The 20,464-nt window shown below is 70.6% G+C and carries 20 protein-coding genes; 12 read left to right on the top strand and 8 right to left on the bottom strand.

The genetic code is table 11. From position 1 onward, the window contains the following. Window positions 1-35 precede the first annotated feature (35 nt). Window positions 36-1,352: a cytochrome P450 gene (locus BM417_RS31115; RefSeq protein ID WP_093601899.1), complete on the bottom strand. Its 1,317-nt coding sequence runs from the start codon at window positions 1,350-1,352 to the stop codon at window positions 36-38. 256 nt (window positions 1,353-1,608) lie between these two features. On the opposite strand from BM417_RS31115, the gene BM417_RS31110 reads away from it, so the two are divergent. Further along, window positions 1,609-2,340 (top strand): class I SAM-dependent methyltransferase, encoded by a 732-nt coding sequence (locus BM417_RS31110; RefSeq protein WP_218164613.1) that lies wholly within the window; start codon window positions 1,609-1,611, stop codon window positions 2,338-2,340. Here the strand turns inward: BM417_RS31110 and BM417_RS31105 are convergent, their stop codons facing one another. From BM417_RS31105 to BM417_RS31090, 4 genes are all read right to left on the bottom strand, one after another. After that, window positions 2,341-3,090, bottom strand: coding sequence for a DUF899 family protein (locus BM417_RS31105; RefSeq protein WP_093601897.1), 750 nt, complete (start codon window positions 3,088-3,090; stop codon window positions 2,341-2,343). It abuts the gene before it with no gap. Between the two features lie 70 nt (window positions 3,091-3,160). After that, on the bottom strand, window positions 3,161-3,985 hold the full coding sequence (locus tag BM417_RS31100; protein ID WP_093601896.1) for a hypothetical protein: 825 nt from the start codon (window positions 3,983-3,985) through the stop codon (window positions 3,161-3,163). 44 nt (window positions 3,986-4,029) lie between these two features. Beyond that, the gene (locus tag BM417_RS31095; protein ID WP_093601894.1) at window positions 4,030-5,601 is read right to left on the bottom strand and encodes an ABC-F family ATP-binding cassette domain-containing protein; all 1,572 of its coding nucleotides are present in this window, start codon (window positions 5,599-5,601) and stop codon (window positions 4,030-4,032) included. Beyond that, window positions 5,594-7,204 carry an ABC-F family ATP-binding cassette domain-containing protein gene (locus BM417_RS31090; protein WP_093601892.1) on the bottom strand — a complete coding sequence of 537 codons (1,611 nt, stop codon included), beginning with the start codon at window positions 7,202-7,204 and terminating at the stop codon, window positions 5,594-5,596. The genes BM417_RS31095 and BM417_RS31090 overlap by 8 nt, the downstream gene beginning before the upstream one ends. Before the next feature lie 216 nt (window positions 7,205-7,420). Between BM417_RS31090 and BM417_RS31085 the strand changes: the two genes are divergently transcribed. Genes BM417_RS31085 through BM417_RS31065 form a run of 5 tightly spaced genes read left to right on the top strand, consistent with a single transcriptional unit; the run spans window position 7,421 to window position 12,712 of the window. Next, on the top strand, window positions 7,421-8,344 hold the full coding sequence (locus BM417_RS31085) for a patatin-like phospholipase family protein (protein WP_093601890.1): 924 nt from the start codon (window positions 7,421-7,423) through the stop codon (window positions 8,342-8,344). 58 nt (window positions 8,345-8,402) lie between these two features. Then, complete coding sequence (locus tag BM417_RS31080; RefSeq protein WP_177320696.1) at window positions 8,403-8,978, top strand: TetR/AcrR family transcriptional regulator; 576 nt, start codon at window positions 8,403-8,405, stop codon at window positions 8,976-8,978. Beyond that, window positions 8,975-10,372, top strand: a complete 1,398-nt coding sequence (locus BM417_RS31075) for an amidase (RefSeq protein ID WP_093601887.1) — start codon at window positions 8,975-8,977, stop codon at window positions 10,370-10,372. The genes BM417_RS31080 and BM417_RS31075 overlap by 4 nt, the downstream gene beginning before the upstream one ends. Further along, window positions 10,369-11,235, top strand: a complete 867-nt coding sequence (locus BM417_RS31070) for an alpha/beta fold hydrolase (protein WP_143138870.1) — start codon at window positions 10,369-10,371, stop codon at window positions 11,233-11,235. Before BM417_RS31075 ends, BM417_RS31070 begins: the two co-directional genes overlap by 4 nt. A 4-nt stretch (window positions 11,236-11,239) precedes the next feature. After that, window positions 11,240-12,712 carry an amidase gene (locus tag BM417_RS31065; protein ID WP_093601883.1) on the top strand — a complete coding sequence of 491 codons (1,473 nt, stop codon included), beginning with the start codon at window positions 11,240-11,242 and terminating at the stop codon, window positions 12,710-12,712. Here BM417_RS31065 and BM417_RS31060 read toward each other — a convergent pair. Continuing rightward, a complete protein-coding gene (locus BM417_RS31060; protein ID WP_093601881.1) occupies window positions 12,702-13,655 on the bottom strand; it encodes an alpha/beta fold hydrolase in 954 nt (317 codons plus the stop codon). The genes BM417_RS31065 and BM417_RS31060 overlap by 11 nt on opposite strands. 67 nt (window positions 13,656-13,722) lie before the next feature. On the opposite strand from BM417_RS31060, the gene BM417_RS31055 reads away from it, so the two are divergent. Then, window positions 13,723-14,310, top strand: a complete 588-nt coding sequence (locus BM417_RS31055; RefSeq protein ID WP_093602107.1) for an XRE family transcriptional regulator — start codon at window positions 13,723-13,725, stop codon at window positions 14,308-14,310. Here BM417_RS31055 and BM417_RS31050 read toward each other — a convergent pair. Then, entirely contained in the window at window positions 14,297-15,514 is a 1,218-nt protein-coding gene (locus BM417_RS31050; RefSeq protein ID WP_177320695.1) for an MFS transporter, read from the bottom strand. The two genes, BM417_RS31055 and BM417_RS31050, sit on opposite strands and share 14 nt — an antisense overlap. Window positions 15,515-15,635: 121 nt before the next feature. On the opposite strand from BM417_RS31050, the gene BM417_RS31045 reads away from it, so the two are divergent. Beyond that, complete coding sequence (locus BM417_RS31045) at window positions 15,636-16,289, top strand: winged helix-turn-helix transcriptional regulator (protein ID WP_177320694.1); 654 nt, start codon at window positions 15,636-15,638, stop codon at window positions 16,287-16,289. Here BM417_RS31045 and BM417_RS48060 read toward each other — a convergent pair. Further along, window positions 16,267-16,413, bottom strand: a complete 147-nt coding sequence (locus BM417_RS48060) for a hypothetical protein (protein ID WP_177320693.1) — start codon at window positions 16,411-16,413, stop codon at window positions 16,267-16,269. The two genes, BM417_RS31045 and BM417_RS48060, sit on opposite strands and share 23 nt — an antisense overlap. 627 nt (window positions 16,414-17,040) lie before the next feature. Here BM417_RS48060 and BM417_RS31040 point away from each other — a divergent pair. From BM417_RS31040 to BM417_RS31025, 4 genes are read left to right on the top strand one after another with little or no spacing between them, the layout of a single operon-like run. Then, window positions 17,041-18,024, top strand: a complete 984-nt coding sequence (locus tag BM417_RS31040) for a HAMP domain-containing sensor histidine kinase (protein WP_245822269.1) — start codon at window positions 17,041-17,043, stop codon at window positions 18,022-18,024. Beyond that, window positions 18,021-18,668, top strand: coding sequence for a response regulator (locus BM417_RS31035; protein ID WP_093601875.1), 648 nt, complete (start codon window positions 18,021-18,023; stop codon window positions 18,666-18,668). Before BM417_RS31040 ends, BM417_RS31035 begins: the two co-directional genes overlap by 4 nt. 8 nt (window positions 18,669-18,676) lie before the next feature. Next, window positions 18,677-19,150, top strand: coding sequence for a cation:proton antiporter regulatory subunit (locus BM417_RS31030; RefSeq protein WP_093601873.1), 474 nt, complete (start codon window positions 18,677-18,679; stop codon window positions 19,148-19,150). A 4-nt stretch (window positions 19,151-19,154) separates the two neighbouring features. Continuing rightward, window positions 19,155-20,330, top strand: a complete 1,176-nt coding sequence (locus BM417_RS31025) for a cation:proton antiporter (RefSeq protein WP_093601871.1) — start codon at window positions 19,155-19,157, stop codon at window positions 20,328-20,330. Window positions 20,331-20,464: the final 134 nt, after the last annotated feature.

The raw sequence follows: 20,464 nt of genomic DNA, 5'->3' as shown, positions 1-20,464 counted from the left end.
ACGGGGGAAGGCCACTCAGGTGGCCTTCCCCTCCGTCAAAGGACCTGCTGGATCGGGCTGGGCTGCGCGCCGAGGTGGATCGGCAGCGAGTGCAGCCCGTAGACGATCGAGAGCTTGCGGAACGACAGCTCGCTCGGCTCGATCGCGAGGCGCATCTCCGGGAACCGCCGGACGAGCGCCGGGTAGGCGATCCGCAGTTCCATCTTCGCGAGCTCGGCGCCGATGCAGCGGTGCGCGCCGTAGCCGAACGCGAGGTGCTGGCTCGCGGGACGTTCCGGGCAGATCTCGTCCGGCCCGGCGTACACGCTCGGGTCGCGGTTCGCCTGGGACAGCGAGCACGCCACGATGTCGCCCGCCTTGATCTTCGTGCCGGCGATCTCGATGTCGTGGCGGGCGATCCGCAGGAACGCCACCGAGACGACGCTGAGGTGCCGCAGCAGCTCGTCGACCAGCCCGTTCACCGCCTTGTCGTCGCCGAGCGCCTGCTCGCACAGGGCGGGGTCGCGCAGCATCGCGAGCGTGCCGAGCGAGATCATGCTCGCCGTCGTCTCGAACCCGCCGGTGAGCAGCCCGTCCGCGAGGCCGGCCAGCTCGTCGTCCTCCAGTTCGTCGCCGTGCTTGCGGACGAGCTCGCCGAGCAGCCCGTCGGTCGGTGCCAGCCGCTGGGCGCGCACCAGTTCCCGGAAGTAGACGATCGACTCGGACACGGCCGACAACGACGTCGTGGCCGCGCCGCCGAGGTCGAACCGCGAGACGCTGCGCCGCTGGAACTCCTCGCGCTCACTCGCGGGCACGCCCAGCAGCTCGCAGATCGTGAGCGCGGGCACCGTCATCGCGAAGTGCTCGACGAGGTCGACGGGACCGTCCTTCATGGACATCAGGTCGAGCTGGTCCGCGACGATCTGCTCGATCCGCGGCACGAGCCGGGAGAGCCGCCGCATGGTGAACTCCGGCGTCAGCGCCTTGCGCAGCCGCGTGTGCTCAGGCGGGTCGCTGAACCCGAGCCCGCCCGGCGCCTCGTCCGAGAAGAGCCCGAGCTCCCGCAGGTGGCCGAAGTCGTTGCTGAACGCCTCGGAGTCCACGAGCACCTGCTTGGACGCCTCGTAGCCCGTCACCAGCCACACCGTCACCGGGAGGGGCAGTCGCGTGATCGGTCCGTGGGCCTGCATCCGCGCCAGCTCCGGCACCGGGTCCAACCCGTTGCGCCGCAGCGGTGCGAGCACGCGCGAGGGCACGAACCAGGACGACTCGAGGTCGAACCCGGTCTTGCTGAGGTGCGCGAGGAACCGCTTCCCCATCCACTCGGTCACGCGCGACCGGACGTCGGTCGCTGACTGAAGAACTTCCCACATGACGCGGCTGTCCCTTCGGCGGAAAGGGGGTTACGAGCTGATGATGTCCGTCGGAACGGACAATATCGACGCAGCCGCTCGCGTGCGTCATACCTGGGCCTAACTCGCCGTCATACTTTGGTCCAGACATTGATCACAACCGGTGCGGACGAGTGCGGAGGGCGTTCGGAGTGGAACAGAGCGTCAGCTTTCGTGACCGATCACACGGCGCGTGCAGGTCACCGGGCACCACCGCGTTTCTGGCAGTGTCGGGCGAGTGACGAGCGCTGAGGACTTCGACCGCTGGTACGCCGACCGGGCCGCGTCCCCGCTGGCCGACGAGCTGGTGCGGCGCACGCTCGCCCTCCCACCGGGCCTGGAGTCGACGAGCATGCTGGGCGGGGCGGGCCTCGACGAGGTCGCGTCCGCCCTCGGGCTGGGGACCGGCCGGGTGCTGCTGGACCTGGCGTGCGGTCGTGGCGGCTACGGCCTGGAGATCGCGCGCCGCACCGGGTGTCGCCTGGTCGGCGTGGACTTCTCGGCCGTCGCGATCGAGCAGGCCAGGGAGCGCAGCGGCGGTGACTTCCGGGTCGGAACGCTGACCGCCACCGGACTGTGGACGGCGTCGGTCGACGCGGTGATCGTCATCGACGCCCTGCAGTTCGCGGAGTCCAAGCCGGACGCGCTGCGGGAGTGCCTGCGCGTGCTCCGCCCCGGCGGACGGCTGGCCGTCACCTGCTGGCAGGCCGTCGATCCCGGGGACGACCGCGTCTGGCGGCGGATCCGCGAGCTCGACCTGGCCACCCAGCTGCCCGAGGCCGGGTTCACCGACGTCGAGGTCGTCGACAGGCCGGAGTGGAGGACGGCCGAAAGGCGGATGTGGGAGGAGTCACTCGACGTCGAGGAGCCCGACGCCGCGATGGTCTCGATGCAGCAGGAGGCGCGGCACGTCCTGTCGGGCTTCGACCGGAAGCGCCGCGTCCTCGCCACCGCGGCGAAACCGCGCTGATCAGTGGCAGTGGCTCTGCCGCCCCAGGGTCGTCACCGGCGTCGCGCCCGGCCGGGTCCACTGCGGCACAGGCCTGCTGTCCTCGCCCCGGCTGGAGTCTCCGTCCGCGTTCGTGCGCCAGAACCAGCCCGCCTGCTGGGTCTCGGGCCAGCCGTCCGGGTGCCGCTCCCACGACTCGCCGCGGCCGTGCACGGTCATGTCGAGCAGCCCCAGCGACCCGTTGACCCGCTCGGTGCCGCGCCCTGTCGTGGAGTACGTGAGGAACGTGCGGTCGGCATCGCGCAAGTAGCTGGTCAGGTAGCCCATCTCACCGCCGACGGGTTCGTCCACACCGCGCACCGAGTACCACGGCTGCGAGTAGCCCATGAACTGCACGAACGCGGCCACCTCGTCCCACGCACCCGTGGTCAGCATCGCGAACGAGACCCCGCGAGCGTTGAGGTAGGCGGCGTCGCCGAAGTGCCACGGAATGTGCGTGCAGCCCTCGCACTGCCCCTGGTGCGGCGCGCCGTCCCACCACATGTGCTTGTAGACCACGAGCTCGTCGCGGCCTTGGAACAGCTCCACGAACGGCACGGGTCCGTCGGCACCGACGACCTCGACCTTGCCGTCGAACTCCACCATCGGCAGCTTCCGGCGTTCGGCCGCGATCGCGTCGCCCTCGCGGGTGTGGGCCTTCTCGCGGACCAGGAGCTCGTCGCGGGCCTGCTGCCAGGTGGCGAGGTCGGTGACGGGCGGGAGTCCGGTCATGATCAGTCCTCCGTGGGTTGTGCGGGTGTCCTTGCACAACCACGTCGAAGCTGATCCCGCCGTCTCGACATCACTGGAGCCACGAGTTGAGCAGGAGGCGTTCCGGGCGTCTCGGTAGTGGGTCCTCATCGAGGTAAGGCCACCTGCCACCCGTCGCGGGGATGACAGGCTGCTCGTCCGTACAGGCCAGCCAGCGCCACAGCTCGGCCGAGATCGGCACGACCGTCCCCTCCACCTCCCACGCCTCACCGGTCTGGGGATGTCTCGGCACCAGCAGGACGTCCGCGCCGGCCGCGAGACCGGGACCCGCGAGCGCGAGGGTCATGGCCCGCGGACCATCAGGCAGCAGTTCGCCGAGCGGCTGCCGGAACACGTCCGCGAGGGGTCCGTCCGGCATTGTGAGCGGCATGCCCGCCGCGGCGACGACCTGGGCGAGCGCCACCTCGGCCGAGGCCGCCAGACGATGGTGCCACCACAGGTCCGTGTCGTCCCGCAGAGCCTGGCTCCAGTCGAACGCCTCCCAATCGGCCACCGGCTCTGGATCGCCAGCCGGTCGTACTGCTCCGGCCCGCAGCATCACCACCTGCCACAGCGAGCAGTCGTCGACGCGCGTCGCGACCTGCTGCCCGCACTCGCACGCCAGGTTGGGAACCGCGTGGGCGTCGAGCCCGCAGCAGTAGCCGTCGAACTGCTCGGGGATCCACACCATGCCGCGGACGTCGCCGGGCGCGAGGAGGATCTGTCCGGAGCCGGCGGCGTAGGTGCCTGGCTCCATCAGGGCCGGCATGTTCCTGATGCCGTTGCCGACCTGACGGTCCCCGTGGTCGGGCCGGTCGACCTGTCTGAGCGGAACGGTCAGCGCCGCACCGCACGCTACGCACTCGAACACCACCATCGGAACACCCCCGAACCATCATCCGGGGGTCGTCCACCGAATTCTCACAGCCCGATTTCGGCTCCCTGCCAACGGTTGCGCAACCAGCGGTCGTGGCTCGCGAGCACGATCGCACCCGGACCGGGACCCAGCGCGTCCTCCAACTCGTCGCACAACGTCGGCGACAGGTGGTTGGTCGGCTCGTCGAGCAGCAGCAGGTGCGGCGGATGCGCGACGAGCAGTGCGAGCGCGAGGCGGCGTTGCTGGCCCACCGACAACGTGCCGACGGGCTTGCCGAGGTCCCACTTGTGCAGCAGTCCCAACGACTCCAGTGGCGTCTGCGCGACCCGTTCGGCACCGAGCGCGCGGCCGTAGGTGCCCCGTGCGGTGAGGCGCGGGTTGGCGAACGACGTGTCCTGGTCGAGCAGCCCGACGCGGACATCGGGATGCCGTCGGACACCCTGGACGTCGAGCTTCCCGGCCAGCACGAGCAGCAGCGTCGACTTGCCCGCGCCGTTCGGGCCGGTCACGAGCAGCCGTTCGCCGTCGCGCACGTCGAGGAAGTCGAGCGTGAGTCGCCCGGGAACCCGGATCTCCCGCAGCGACACCAGATCCTCGGCCTGCGACGCCACCGCGTCGGGCTCGAACCGCAGTGGGCGCGGGGGAGCGGGCACGGCAGCGCGTTCGAGTTCTTCGAGGCGCCGGGTGGCGTTGCGGACGCGGCGGGAGATCTGGCTCTGCACGCGGTTCGCCCGCACGCCGTAGCCCATCTTGTCGCTGTCGCGCATGGCCCGGTTCGACGCAACGCGTCCGGCGATCAGGCCGAGCGAGTCGCGCACCGCTGCCAGTTCCTCTTGTTCCTCGGCATGACGGCGTTCCCAGCGTTCGCGTTCGGCGCGTTTCTGGTGCAGGTACTCGGTGTAGGTGCCGCCGAACCGGACGGGCCCGTCCACCGCAGGGTCGAGGTCGACCAGGTCCGTGCACACCGCGTCGAGGAACGCCCTGTCGTGGCTCGCCAGCACGACGACGCCGGGGAGCGCTCGCAGTTGCTCCTCCAGGAACGCCGCCGCGTCGTCGTCGAGGTGGTTCGTCGGCTCGTCCAGCAGCAACGCGGTCGGCCGCCGGATCACCAGCGCGGCCAGATCCAGCCGGCGGCGCTGCCCGCCGGACAACGATCCGAGCGTGCGGTCACGCCCCACGTCACCGAGCCCGAGTCCGTTGAGGACGATGCCGGCGCGACGGTCCGCGTCCCAGGCTTCGTGCCGCTGCGCCAGTTCCAGCCGTTCCGCGTACTCCGCCTCGACGTCCGAGGTGGCGAGCAGCGCACCCAGCCGCTCCAGTTCGGCCAGGTCCTCCCGAGCCGCGGCCAGCGCGTCGTCCAGGACCTGGGCGAGGGTGGCGGAGTCCGGGAACGACATCTCCTGGTGCAGGAGACCCAGGTCCGGCGGCCGTCGCACGACACCGCCGTCGGGCTGGTCGACGCCCGCGAGCAACCGCAGCAACGTCGACTTGCCCGCGCCGTTCTCGCCGATCAGCCCGATGCGCCGGCCGGGTGCCGCGGTCAGCGACACCCCGTCGAGCACCCGCCTGCCACCGAACCCGCGCACCAGTTCGGTGGCGACCAGTGCCTCAGCCATGAGCGGCCTCCAGCAGCCTGCCGCCGTCCAGGCGCAGCCGGCGGTCGATCTTCACCTCGCTCAGGAACCGCTCGTCGTGGCTGACGACGACGAACGCGCCCCGGTACGCGTTCAGCGCGCTCTCCAGCTGCCCGGCGCTGACCAGATCGAGGTTGTTCGTCGGTTCGTCGAGCAACAGCAGCTGCGGCGCCGGCTCGGCGAACAGGACGCACGCCAGCGTGGCGCGCAGCCGTTCGCCGCCGGACAGCACGCCGACCGGGAGGTGCGCACGGGTGCCGCGGAACAGGAAGCGCGCCAACAGGTTCATCCGCTCCGCCGGCGGCATGGCCGGGGCGAACGCGGCCAGGTTCTCCGCCACCGTGCGGGAGTCGTCGAGCAGGTCCAGCCGCTGCGACAGGTACGCGACCCGGCCGTCGGCCCGCTTCACCTCACCGCTGTCCGGCGTGAGCGAACCATGGACCACCCGCAGCAACGTCGACTTGCCGGCCCCGTTCGGTGCGGCGAGCGCGATCCGTTCTGGCCCCCGGATGGCGAAGTCCAGGCCGGAGAACAGGTTCCGCACCCGGATGTCCGAGCCGAGGAAGAGCGTGCGCCCGGCGGGAACCGCGGTCTGCGGCAGCTCCAGGCTGATCTTCTGCTCGTCCTTCACCGCTCGCTCGGCCTGGTCGAGCTTGGAACGGGCGGCACCGAGGCGGGCGGCGTGCGTGCCGTCCGCCTCGGCCGCCGACACCTCCGCGTTGCGCTTCATGTTGCCCGCGAAGATCCTCGGCAGCCCCGCGTTGCCGAGGTTGCGCTGCGCGTTGGACGCACGACGCGCGGCACGTTCGCGGGCCTGCTGCATCTCCCGCTTCTCGCGCTTGACCTCCTGCTCGGCACTGCGGATGTTCTTCTCGGCCACCTCGCGCTCGGCGGTGACCGCCTCCTCGTAGGCGCTGAAGTTCCCGCCGTAGAACCGGACCTCGCCGCCGTCGAGCTCCGCGATCCGGTCCATCCGGTCGAGCAACGCCCGGTCGTGGCTCACCACGAGCAGACACCCGCGCCAGTCGTCCAGCACGTCGTAGAGCCGGTGCCGGGCGTCCAGGTCGAGGTTGTTGGTGGGTTCGTCGAGCAGCAGCACGTCCGGCTGCTTCAGCAACTGCGCCGCGAGCCCGAGCGAGATGACCTGCCCGCCGCTCAGCGTGCCGAGCACCCGGTCGAGCGCCAGGTCACCGAGCCCGAGCCGGTCGAGCTGCGCGCGCGTGCGTTCCTCAACGTCCCAGTCGGTGCCGATGGTGGTGAAGTGCTCCTCGCCGACGTCACCGGACTCGACGGCCGCGATCGCGCGCAACACGTCCGCGACACCGAGCACCTCGGCCACGGTCAGCCCGGCGGTGAGCGGCAGGTCCTGCGGCAGGTAGCCGAGCACGCCCTCGACGGACACGCTGCCCTCGGACGGCGTCAGCGCGCCCACGACGAGCTTGAGCAACGTCGACTTCCCGGCGCCGTTGGGGGCGACGAGACCGGTGCGCCCGCCGGGCACCGAGACGGACAGACCGTCGAACACGGGGGTGTCGTCCGGCCAGGAGAAGGACAGGGACGACACGACGATGAATGCGTCGGACATGGGTGTGAGACCTCAGGACTGTGCTGCGCGCGGAACGGCCGCGCGTGTGGAAAGGGGACGACTGAACGGCCATCGGTCGTCGATGGCCTGTCACATCCAGGGCTCACCCTGAGATGTCGTCTTCACCCACCAGCACGTCGAGCTCCTCATCGAGGGCGGTTGATCTCACTTCCACATTAGCAGCGTGGCGGAAGGCCCGCAGATAGGGTTTCGGGCATGACGGTTCTCGAGTTGCTGCACGAGCGCAGGCGGCAGCAAAGCCTTCCAGGACAACGAAAGGACGACGCGCGGCTGGTGTTGCTGGTCGAAGGCGGAAGCTCACGCGGCGTCTACTCGAGCGGGATGACCGTCGCGATCGAACGGCTCGGGCTGCTGCCGCTGTTCGACGCCGTCTACGGCAGTTCGGCGGGGTCGCTGAACGCGGCCTGGTTGCTCTGCGGCCGGGCGGACCAGAGCAAGCACGCGTGGTGGGATCCGGCCGTCATGCGCACGACGATCAACCCGAGGCGGGCGTTCACCCGGCGGCCGGTCGTGGACACCCATCACCTCGTCCACACGATCTACACGCAGGTCGTGCCGATGGGTTTCGCGGAGATCCTCGACAACCCCGTGGAGTTCCACCCGATGACCACGGACGGGCTCACCGGCGAGGCGGCCGACCTGCACGGGTACGTACGGGACACGCTGAGCCTGCAGACCGCGCTGCGGGCGTCGGCCGCCATGCCGTTCCTCGCCGGGGATCCGGTGATGATCGACGGCCGCCCGTACGTCGACGCGGGACTGAGCGAGACGATCCCCGTCAGGACGGCGATCTCGCAGGGCGCCACGCACGTCGTCGCCCTGCGCACCCGCCGCGAGGACGAGTTCGCGGGGACACCGCCGTCGCGTGGCGAACGCCTCGTGCTGTCGCGCTGGTTCGCCCGGCACGCGCCGGGAGTTGTCGCGGGCTGGTTGCGCCGCGAGGAGATCAGGGCGCAGGACGAGGACCTGCTCGCGTCCCATCCGGACTGTCTCCAGATCCGTCCGCCGGTGGGCAGCGCGGCAATCGGCCGCACCGAGCGACGCCCGCGCGTCATGCAGGACGCCCTCGACGTCGGAGTTGCGGCCGCGATGAGCCACCTGGGCAACGGCCACTTGTGACTCGGAGCCGGGAGCCCTACGGTATCGCTACAACTTGTTGCGAATTGGAGGGCTGCCGGTGGCTGGGCGTCCGCGGGATCCCGATCTCGAACAGCGGTTGCTGGCGACGGCGTGGTCGCTGCTGACCTCGAACGGCTACGACGCGCTGACGTTGACGCAGGTCGCGGCCCAGTCCGGGGCGCACAGGACCGACGTCTACCGGCGCTGGCGCAGCAAGGTGAGGCTGGTGGCGGACGTGCTCGACACCTATCTGCCGCCGGTGCCGGATCCCGACACCGGCACGTTGCACGGCGACCTCAGGGCGTTCGCCGAGGACCTGGCCGGGGCCTGGAACGAGCCGTGGAACGACGGCCTGGTCGGCTTCCTGGCGGACCTGCGCGGGGACGCCGAGGCCGAGCGGACGTTCCGCGCGCTGGTCGTGCGCCGGTCGCAGCCGCTCGTCGACGCGATCGCACGGGCGGTGCGGCGCGGTGAGATCGCCGAGGTGCCAGAGCTGCCGTTCGTCGGCAACCTGCTCGAAGGCCCGCTGATGCACCGGCGGATGTTCGGTGGAGACCCGATGACGTCCGAGGAACTCGACGTGGTGACGTCGTCGGTGCACCGCCTGCTCACCGGAGCGTCGGTAAAGCCATGAGCCTGCACGAACTCACGGCGGCGCAACAGCTGAAGGCCTTGCGCGCGAAGGAGATCAGCTCCCGCGAGCTGACCGAGCACTACCTGGGACGCATCGAACGGCGTGCCGCACTCGGCGCGTTCGTGACGGTCAACGAGAGCGCGCTCGACGAGGCCGCACGTGCGGACGAGCGCCTGGCGAGGGGAGATCACCCGCCACTGCTCGGACTGCCGCTCGGCATCAAGGACCTCGCGGCGACGGCCGGTATCCGCACGACGTTCGGATCGGCGGCGCTGGCCGAGTTCGTGCCGCCGGAGGACTCCTGGACGGTCGGGCTGCTGCGCCAGGCAGGCGCGGTCGTGCTGGGTAAGACGAACACGTCGGAGTTCGGCGCGACCTGCTACACGGAGAACGACATCACGCCGAATCCGGCCGTGACCCCTTACGCGCCAACGCGTTACTCGAGCGGCTCCAGCGGTGGTGCGGCCACGGCCGTAGCGGCGGGACTGCTGCCGGTGGCGCACGCCAGCGACGGCGCCGGTTCGATCCGTACGCCCGCGGCGACCTGCCACCTCGTCGGGATGAAGCCGAGCCGAGGCCTGGTGAGCCCGGCGCCGGCCGCCTCGTTCCTCGTCGCGAGCACCGAGGGACCGATGGCGCGCACCGTCGAGGACGCCGCGCTGCTGCTGGACGTGATGGCGTCACCGGCACCCGGCGACCTGTACGGATGGCGCAACGAGGGCAGCTTCGCCTCGGCCCTGAAGCTCCGGCATCGCCTCAAAATCGCCCTGTGGACGGACACCGGCACGGGCGAGGACGGCCACCCGCAGGCGGAACTGGCCGTGCGGCGCACCGCTGACGTGCTGAAGGAGCTCGGTCACGACGTCCAGGAGATCCCGCTGCCCGCCCGCTGGGACGAGCGCGTGGGCCGCGCGATCCTGGCCTGGTTCGCCTATCAGGTGGGGGCCGTGACCCAGCTGATGGTGCCGCCGGACCGAATCCCGCTGCTGCGGCCGTACACCCGGCACCTGCTCGCCATCAACGACACGTTGTCCGCCAACGACATCGTCACGGCACAGGCACTGCTCGCCCGCTATGCCGGCACGTTCCTGGCCGCGGTCGACGACCACGACGTCGTGCTGACGCCCACGACGAACGGCCCGCCGGTCCCGATCGGCTACTACACCGGCGACGAGGCCGACCTGATGCTGAAGTGGTCCTGCCACACGCCGTGGGCCAACCTCGCCGGAGTTCCCGCGATCTCGCTTCCGTCGCATGTGGACGATGACGGACTGCCGCACGGCGTGCACCTCGTGGGCCGCCACCGCCGTGACTCCGAACTGCTCGCCCTCGCCGCACAGCTGGAAGGCGCGGCGCTGTGGGACGAACTCCACCCGCCGAGCTGGCACGAGTGAAAGGCCCCGCGATGCTGGAGAAGATCGTCACCCTGCCGGACGGCCGTGCGCTCCGCGCGGTCACGGCGGGCGCGGGCCCCGGACCGTTGATCGTCTTCGAGGCCGGGATGAGCGCGCCCGGCTCGTCGTGGATCCACACCCAGCGCGAGGTGACCGCCCGCTACCGCACGCTTTCCTACGACCGCGCGGGCTACGGCGGCAGCGACGTCGACCCGCGCGACCGCACGCTCGACCGGATCGTGGACGACCTGACCGCGCTGCTCGACGCGCTCGCCGAGACCGAGCCGGTGCTGCTCGTCGGGCACAGCTGGGGCGGTCCGATCATCCGGGTGTTCGCCGACCGGTATCCGGAACGCGTGGCCGGGATGGTGTTCGTGGACGCGACGCTCGCCGAGATCATGTCCACGAGGAACGCCAGGGTCGCGGCGAGGTTCTTCAGCATGATGGCGGTCGTGGCACGCCTGGGCGGCAAGGGGCTGATCAAGCGGCAGACCTTCCGCAACGGCGTCTCGCCGGAGATCTCCGCGGCCGACGTGGAGATCATGACGCGCGACTACGCGACCGCTCGGGCGATGAAGGCGGGCAGCCGGGAGGCGGCCCAGATCGGGTCCGCCCTGCCGATCATGCGCCGGGTGCAGGCAACGGGCACACCGGACGTTCCGACGGTCTGCCTGCAGGCGGGACTGGTCGAGCGGGGGATGGCGACGTGGCGCCCGGTGCTCAACCAGCACGCGGCCGGCCTGATGGACGCCGCGCCGCGCGGCAAGATGATCGTCGTCGAGGAGGCGGGGCACCTCATCCCGCAGGAATCTCCCGCGGTCGTGCGAGAAACCATCTTCGGCGTGGCCGAGCAGCTACCTTGAGCGCGTGGACTTCGACGAGTACCGGAAGTACGACGCGACCGGCCTGGCCCGGCTCGTCGCGGACAGGCAGGTCTCCGCGGCAGAACTCCTCGCGGTGGCACGGGAGCGCGCCGCCGAGGTGAACCCGCGGCTCAACGCGATCGTCCGGGACGTCCCCGCCGAACCCTCGGACGACCTCACCGGTCCGTTCGCCGGGGTGCCGTTCCTGATCAAGGACCTCGGCCAGGACTACGCGGGCCTGCCCACGTCGAACGGGTCGCGCTCGCTGACGGCGCACAAGGTCGCCGAGCACTCGACGGTCGTCCAGCGCTGGATCGACGCCGGCCTGGTGATCTTCGGCAAGACCAACCTGCCCGAGTTCGGCGCGAAGGCGATCAGCGAGTCGACCGTCTGGGGTCCCGCGCGCAATCCGTGGGATCTGGAAAGGACTCCCGGCGGGTCGTCGGGCGGTTCGGCAGCCGCGGTCGCCGCCGGGATCGTGCCGTGCGCGGGCGCGAACGACGGTGGCGGCTCGACCCGGATCCCGGCGGCGTGCTGCGGACTGGTCGGGCTGAAGCCGGGCCGCGGACTCACGCCGTTCGGCCCGGAGACCGCCGAGATGATGCACGGCGCGGCGGTGCAGGGCGTGGTGTCGAGGACGGTCCGCGACACGGCCGCGATGCTCGACGTCATCTGCGGCGGCGAGCTCGCCGGCCCGTACTCGCCCGCGCTGCCCGCGGAGTCGTTCGCCTCGTTCGTCGGCCAGGCGCCTGGCAGGTTGCGGATCGGTGTCCGCGTGCCGTCGGCGATCAACCCGGATCCGCACCCCGAGGCCGTCGCGGCGGTCGCGGCCGCCGTCGGGGTGCTCACCGAGCTGGGCCACCACGTCGAGGAACTGCCGCAGGCGCCGTTCGACGACGCCGCGCTCGCGAAGGACTTCCTGCTGACGTGGTTCGTGAACCTCGCCTGGAAGGTCGCGGACGCGAAGCGCCTGACCGGGGCGCCGGACAGCGCGTTCGAACGCGACACGCTGCTCATGGCCGCGCTGGGACGGGCCACGAGCAGCGTCGACTACGTGGACGCCGTGCAGCGTCGGCACGAGCACACCCGCCGCCTGAGCACGTACTTCGAGTCCTACGACCTCCTGCTGACGCCGACCCTGGCGACCCCGCCGCCGAAGGTCGGCCAGTTCGACCTGCCGGTGTCGTTGCAACGGGCCACCGACGTGCTGCTCAAGACCCGCACCGCCCGGTTCCTGCGGCACACGCCGATCGTGGACGACATGATCAAGGACAACCTCGGGTGGGTGCCCTACACGCAGCTCGCGAACATCACCGGCAGGCCCGCGCTGTCGTTGCCGCTGCACTGGACGGCGGACGGGCTGCCGCTCGGCGTCCAGTTCGTCGCGCCGCTCGCGGGGGAGTCGGTGCTGATCAAGCTCGCGGCGCAGCTGGAAGAGGCGTTGCCGTGGGCCGATCGCTTTCCAGTCATGAACTGAGGAACCGCAGCAGTTCCGCGGTGACGAACTCCGGGTTCTCCTCGACCAACCAATGGCCCGCGTGCGGGACTTCGAGCGCCTGCACGATGTTCGTCATCCGCGGGGCCGCCGTGCCCGCGATCGCCTTGGCCTGGCCCTCGGCGGCCATGACCAGGGTCGGGGCCTGGGCCGGCTTGGCGGCTTCGGTGTCGCGGACGTCCTGGTCCAGCGCGCGGTACAGCTCGAAGCCGTTCGACAGGCTCTTGTCGTAGGTGCGCGCGTACTCGTCGATCTCGTCGTCCGCGAACGGGGACTTCGTCGACGTGCCACCGAAAGCGCTGCCCTGGTAGGCGACCTGCGGGTAGAAGAGCTTGAGGTAGTCGCGGACGTCGTTCCGGACGATGGCCTCGGGAACCTCGCGCTGCGAGTGGAACGCGATGTGCCAGCTCAAGCTCCGGTAGGTGCGCGCGTCGATCGCCGGGCCCGGTAGCGGCAGGTCGAGGTAGCCCAGGCGGGCGGTGTCGTCGGGGAACTGGCTGGCGTACTGGAACGCGACCGCGGCGCCGAGGTCGTGGCCGACGATCGAGGCGTTCCGGAGGCCGAGCTTGCTGGTCAGCGCGTGGACGTACCGCGCGAGCGTGGCCTTGTCGTAGCCCTTCGGCGTGCCGGTGCTGTCGCCGAGGCCGGGCAGGTCGAGCGCGTAGACGGTGTGGCGTTCGGCGAGCGCGGGCATGATCGGCCACCAGCCGTACCAGGTCTGGGGCCAGCCGTGGATCAGCACGACCGGGGTGCCGCTGCCGCCCGTCACGTAGTGGATCTTGAGGCCGTCGACGTCGGCGAACTCGTGCCGGAAGGTCTTCTGGAAGGCCGGGTCGTTCTGGGTGACCTGAGCGTGCGGCTGTGTTTCTGGCGGCGCGGAACAGGCGGTGATCGTGAGCAGAAGTGCGAGCAGGAGCCGTTTCATGGGCCCAGCCTCGGCTGGTTTTGCTGGAACTGGCACGAAAACTTGCCATGATGGCAAGATGGCGCCCGTGAACCGCGAAACCGAAGACGTTCTGGACGGGGTGGGCGCACGACTGCGGACGCTGCGCCGGCACCGCGGCATCACCCTCGCCGACCTCGCGACGACCACCGGCATCTCGGAGAGCACTCTGTCGCGGCTGGAGAGCGGGCAGCGCCGGGCGACCCTCGAACTGCTGCTACCGCTGTCGCGCACCTACGACGTTCCGCTGGACGACCTCGTCGGCGCCCCGCGCACCGGTGACCCGCGCATCCACCTCAAGCCGATCCACAAGTACGGCATGACGTTCGTGCCGTTGTCGCGACGGCCCGGTGGGGTGCAGTCGTTCAAGATGCTCATCCCGGCCGTTGCGGAACCACTCGAACCCACGTTGCAGACGCACGACGGGTTCGAGTGGCTCTACGTCCTGAATGGACGGTTGCGGCTGGTGCTCGACGACCTCGACCTGACGCTGCCGCCCGGTGAGGCCGCCGAGTTCGACACCTCGAAGCCGCACTGGCTGGGCAGCGCGGACGGCGGCGCGGTCGAACTGCTGATCCTGTTCGACCCCCAGGGGGTGCGCACGCACGTGCACGCCGACAAGATCACTTCCGGTTGAGCCGGACGGTCGCGACCGCGCCGATCACCGTCACGATCGCGACGACCACACCGAATCCGATTGCCATGGAAGCCGCGCCGACGACGCCGACGAACAGGCCCGCGATGATCGCCGAACTGCCCATCGCGAGGTAGCCGACGAAGAAGATCGCGGTGAACAGACCGGCTCGCTCGTGCGGCGCGACCTCGGGCACGAGCCCGCGGGTCGTACCGGCGAACGAGGCGCCGATCCCGGCGCCGCCCACCACCGCGGCCGCCCAGAGCAGGGGCAGCGAGGTCGTGCCGATGCTGGCGATGAACAGGACGGCGCCGAGGATCATCGCGTTGATGCCGGCGAGCCGCAGCCTCGGTGCCCGGATGCCACTGCTGAACGCCGAGGCCACAGTGGACGCTCCGAGCGCCACGAAGGCCAGCAGCGAACCGATGAGGGGGCTCTTCACCGCGAACACCGCGACCAGCAGCGCGGGCACGAGTCCCATGAACGCCGTCATCGTCATGAACCCGCCGACGATGCCGGGGATCGACGTCCAGTAGAGCCTGCGCACCTGGACGGGCAGTGAGATGCGGGGGTTGAGCGACGCGATGGCGCCCGGCTTGCGCGTCGCGGTCTCGGGCGTGAACACCGCGAAGATCGTCCCGGCCGCCATCACCACGGCGAGCACGAACCACACGTCGAAGGCCGCGTTCGAGGAGAACTCGGCCAGCACGCCCGCGAAGAGCGCGCCGATGGCGAGCCCGCCGAGCGGCGCCATGCTGGTCATCTGGGCGCCCAGCTTCTTGAACCGCTCAGGCGCGAGCTCGACGACGGCAGCGCTGAGCGCGCTCGACGCCGCGCCGGTCGCGACACCCTGCACGACCCGTGCGGCGATGACCCAGCCGATGCTCGGCGCGACCAGGAACATCAGCATCGCGACGAGGTCGATGCCCAGCGCGGCGATCATGAGCGGCCGCCGTCCGATGTGGTCCGACAGCGACCCGATCACCAGGATCGCGACGAGCAGCGAGAACGCGTAGACGCCGAACGCGAGGGTCAGCACCCACGGCGCGAACCCCCATTGGTGCTGGTAGACCGGCAGCAACGGGGTCGGCGCTCCGGCCGCCACCAGGATCACGACCATCGCGGCCGAGATGCCCGCGAAGCCCACGCCGCGTGACAGGTACGGCCGGCGCGAGGCCGTTTCCGTGCGATCGAGCAGTGCGGTCATCGCGCTTCCTTCAGGTTCGGGGAGTAGTGCCGACGACAGTAAGGCCGATCGCTTGCTTTTTGCAAGTGCGCTTTGCATCACGAAGTTGGCTACTCTGATGCAAGCTTGCTACGGTGAGTGCGTGAAGCGACGTGATTTCGGCCAGTACTGCGGCCTCGCCCGCGCGCTGGAGTTGGTGGGCGAGCGGTGGGCGCTGCTGATCGTGCGCAACCTGATCGTCCGGCCGCGTCGCTACTCGGAGCTGCAGACGGGCCTGGCGGGAATCCCGACGAACGTGCTGGCCAGCCGCCTCAAGGAGCTGGAACAGACCGGCATCGTGGAACGCCAGGTCGCCCCCGCGCCCGCGCGAGGCGTCGTCTACGCGCTCACCGAGGTCGGCAGGTCGCTCGAGCCGGCCCTGCTGTCGCTGGCCCGCTGGGGCGCGACCCAGCTCGGCGATCCGCAGCCGGGAGACGTCGTCTCACCGGAGGGCGTGGTGCTGAACCTCCGCGCCGTGTTCCAGCCCTCGCAAGCGGCAGGGCTGACCGCGGCCTGGGAGATCCACGTCCGCGACGTAGTGGCGCACGCGGTGATCACCGACGGTGTTCTCACCGCCGGCCTCGGCCCGTCGCCGGTCAAGCCCGACCTGATCATCACGCCCAAGCTCGCCGACGACGAGCTGGCGTCCTACCGGGCGATCATCACGGCGCTGCGCGACGGCGTGGTGGAGCTGGAGGGCAGCCGCAAGCTGCTCGACACGTTCCTGCGGGTGTTCACCGTTCCGCGCCTGGCCTGAGCGCGACCGAGCCCGCCAGGAGGAGTCCGGCTGCGACGAGCAGCGCGTGCGGCACGAGCAGGCCTGCCGCGACCAGCGCGAGCGCGATCAGGTGCGCCGGCCAGGTCTTCTGGCGAGTGGTCATCGGGCGCCTCCCAGCTGGGGGTTGAGGGCGTCGGGTTCCCACGATCCGTTGGTGAGGCGGGTTCTGGCGATCCGTCACGGCACTCAAGCTGGCTGTGGGCTGGGCGGAGGATCGGCGTCGGGCGTGGGTGTCGCCACCCTTGGTCGCCTTTGGCGGTGGGTTCGGTGCGGACCCTTGGCCTGCGGTGTCTGCACGTCAGGCGCGATCTTCGCCGCCCCGGCCACGGGTTCGGTGCGGCCTTCGCCCGTGCCTGCCGGGTGCGGCCCGCGCGGCTCTTGCCCGTGCCTGCCGGGTGCGGCTCGTGTGGCTTCGCTCGGCGCGGCCCTCGCCCATGCCCGCCGAGTGCGGCTCGCGCGACTTCGTCCGGTGCGACCCTCGCCCGCCGAGTGCGGCCCGTGCCACTTCGCTCAGTACGGCTCTTGCCCGTGCCTGCCGGGTGCGGCTCGTGTCACTTCGCCCGGCGCGACCCACGCCCGCCGAGCGCGGCCCGCGTCACTCCACCCGGCGTGACCATCCCCACCTCCGCCCAGCCCCCACCCCTCCGACCGGCACACCTGCCCTCGCCCCGTGAACATGGGTGTTGCCACGGATGGACACGTGGCGCCCTCGCCCGTCAGCCTCGCAGGCGTGGCGGGAAGTGATCACGGAGAGGCGGCGCGCGTGTCGTTGTTCGGGCGGATCTTCCTGCTCAACGCCCTGGTTCTGGTGCTGGCGGCGGCCTTGCTGGTGTTCGGGCCCGCGACGGTGTCGACGCCCGCGCCGTTGCGTGAGGTGGTGGTGCTGGCGGCGGGGCTGGTCGTGATGCTGATCGCGAACGCCGTGCTCATCCGGGTGGGGCTCGCGCCGTTGGGCAGGCTCACGCGCGCGATGACCACGATCGACCTGCTCAAGCCTGGGCCGCGGCTGCACGCGAGGGGGCACGGCGAGATCGCCGAGCTGATCACCACCTTCAACAGCATGATCGACCGGCTGGAGGCCGAGCGCGGGTACAGCTCGGCGATCGCCCTCTCCGCGCAGGAGTCGGAACGCCGCCGGGTGGCGCAGGAGTTGCACGACGAGGTCGGGCAGTCGCTGACGGCGGTGCTGCTCGGCCTCAAGCGGGTGGCGGACCAGTCGCCGCGGGAGACCCGCGAGGAGTTGCTTCAGGTGCAGGAGACCACGCGCAGCACGCTCGACGAGATCCGCCGCATCGCCCGCCGGTTGCGGCCGGGCGTGTTGGAGGAGCTGGGGCTGGTCAGCGCGCTCAAAGCACTCACACGGGAGATCGGCGAACCGGCGGGGCTCACGATCAGGCGGTCGTTCGACAAGAACCTGCCCGCGCTGGACGCCGAGACCGAGCTGGTCGTCTACCGCGTCGCGCAGGAAGGCCTCACCAACACCGTGCGCCACGCGAACGCCCAGGAGATCGAGCTCAGCCTGACCGCCCGTCCGTCCGAAGTGGAGCTACGGCTGCGCGACGACGGCCGGGGGATCGGCAGCAGTCAGGAAGGAGCCGGAATCCGGGGCATGCGGGAACGCGCACTGCTGGTCGGCGCCGATCTCACGGTCGGACCGACATCCCAGGGCACCGAGGTCAGGCTGGTCGTCAAGGCGAAGGGGGAGAGCGAATGACCGTGCGCATCCTGCTCGCGGACGACCACGCGCTCGTCCGCCGCGGCGTCCGGCTGATCCTGGACAACGAACCGGACCTTGAGGTCGTCGGCGAGGCGGGTGATGGTGCCGAGGCGATCGCCATGGCCCGCAAGGACCAGCCGGATCTCGCGATCCTCGACATCGCCATGCCGCGGCTCACCGGGCTGCAAGCCGCGCGCGAGCTGTCGAGAATCCTCCCGGACCTGCGGATCCTGATCCTCACGATGTACGACAACGAGCAGTACTTCTTCGAGGCGCTCAAGGCGGGCGCGTCGGGGTACGTGCTCAAGTCCGTCGCCGACCGCGACCTGGTCGAGGCGTGCCGTTCCGCGATGCGCGGCGAGCCGTTCCTCTATCCCGGCGCGGTGAACTCGCTGATCCGCAACTACCTGGACCGCGCCAGGGAGGGTGGCGGCTTCCCGGCCAAGGCGATCACCGACCGCGAGGAGGAGATCCTCAAGCTGGTCGCGGAGGGCCACTCCTCCAAGGAGATCGCGGACATGCTCGTGATCAGCGTCAAGACCGTCGAGCGGCACCGGGCCAACCTCCTGCAGAAACTCGGGCTCAGGGACCGCCTCGAACTCACCCGGTACGCGATCCGCGCCGGGCTCATCGAACCCTAGGAACTCGAGTGAACGTCGAAGTGACGCCCCTGCCCGGCATAGGGGTCAGGCAGGACTTCTCCATCCGCTCCGGCCGCCGGATCGGCGTGATCTCCTACCGCGACGGCAAGTTCGAGCTCATCATGTCCAAACAGGATGATCCAGACACGACCGCCGCCTCGATCCCGCTCACGCCGGAGGAGGCGGGCACGCTCGCCGGGCTGCTCGGGGCGCCGCAGCTCGTCTCGAAACTGGCCAGGCAGCACGCCGACATCACCGGGATCACGACCCGTCAGCTGCCGGTCACCGCGTTCGCCGCCCGCACCCTCGGCGACACCGCGCTGCGCACCCGCACCGGCGCGTCGATCGTGGCCGTGGTGCGGGCGGGCAACGCGCATCCGTCGCCCGGACCCGACTTCCTGTTCGAGAACGGCGATCTCGCGGTCGTCGTCGGCACCGCGGACGGTCTCGGCACCGCCGCGGACATCCTGACGGGCGGCTGAACCAGTGCACGACACCACGATCGCCCTGATCCAACTGGGTGCGGTCTTCTTCGGACTGGGCCTGCTCGGCCGCCTCGCCTGGAGATTCGGCATCTCGCCGATCCCGCTCTACCTCGTCGGCGGTCTCGCGTTCGGGTCCGGCGGGCTGATCCCGTTGCACGGCATCGAGGAGTTCACGCACCTCGCCAGCGAGATCGGCGTGGTGCTGCTGTTGTTGTTACTGGGCTTGGAGTACTCGGCCTCCGAGCTGACCACCGGCCTGAAGAAGTCGTGGATGGCCGGCGTCCTCGACATCGTGCTCAACGCCGCACCCGGCGCGATCGTCGCGCTGATGCTCGGCTGGGGCGCGGTCGGCGCGCTGGCGATGGCGGGCGTCACCTACATCTCGTCGTCCGGCATCATCGCCAAGGTCCTCGGCGACCTCGGCCGGCTCGGCAACCGCGAGACACCGGTGATCCTGTCGGTGCTGGTGTTCGAGGACCTGGCGATGGCCGTCTACCTGCCGGTGCTCACCGCCGTGCTCGCGGGTGTCAGCTTCCTCGGCGGACTGACGTCGGTCGGCATCTCGCTGCTCGCGATCACCGTGGTCCTGGTGGTGGCGTTGAAGTACGGCCGCGTCATCTCGGCCGTTGTGGACAGTCCCGACCACGAGGTGTTCCTGCTCAAGCTCCTCGGCTCCGCGCTGCTCGTCGCCGGCATCGCCTCGGAGCTCCAGGTGTCCGCCGCGGTCGGCGCGTTCCTGCTGGGCATCGCGATCTCCGGCTCCACCGCCGAGAACGCCACCCGTCTGCTGGAACCCCTGCGGGACCTGTTCGCCGCGATGTTCTTCGTCGTGTTCGGCCTCAACACCGACCCGCGCACGATCCCGCCGGTGCTGGGCATGGCGGTGCTGCTGGCGGTGATCACCACGCTGACCAAGGTCGCGACGGGCTGGTGGGCGGCTCGCCGCCAGGGCATCGGACCGATGGGCCGCGCCCGAACCGGCGCCGCTCTGGTGGCGCGCGGCGAGTTCTCCATCGTCATCGCCGGTCTGGCGGTCGCCTCTGGTCACGTGAGCGACCAGCTCGCCGCGCTCGCCACCGCGTACGTGCTGCTGATGGCGATCATCGGCCCGATCGCGGCGCGGTACGTGGAACCGGTCGGCGAGTTCTTCCTCCGCAGGCGGGCAGCGGCTCAGTGAGGTGGCCGGCACTCCTGCTGGCCCTGCTGCTGGCGTTCGTCGGCTCGAGCACGCGTGAGGTCTCTTCCGACCAGCCGGGATCGGGGCTGAACGCTCCGGTCTCGGCTGTCCAGGTGCAGACGACGGCGTCCCCC

Origin of the sequence: Lentzea waywayandensis, from assembly GCF_900115955.1 — a bacterium.
GTDB lineage: Bacteria > Actinomycetota > Actinomycetes > Mycobacteriales > Pseudonocardiaceae > Lentzea > Lentzea waywayandensis.
The sequence above is the reverse complement of the archived record's forward strand: the minus strand, read 5'-3'. Positions and strand labels throughout refer to the sequence as shown.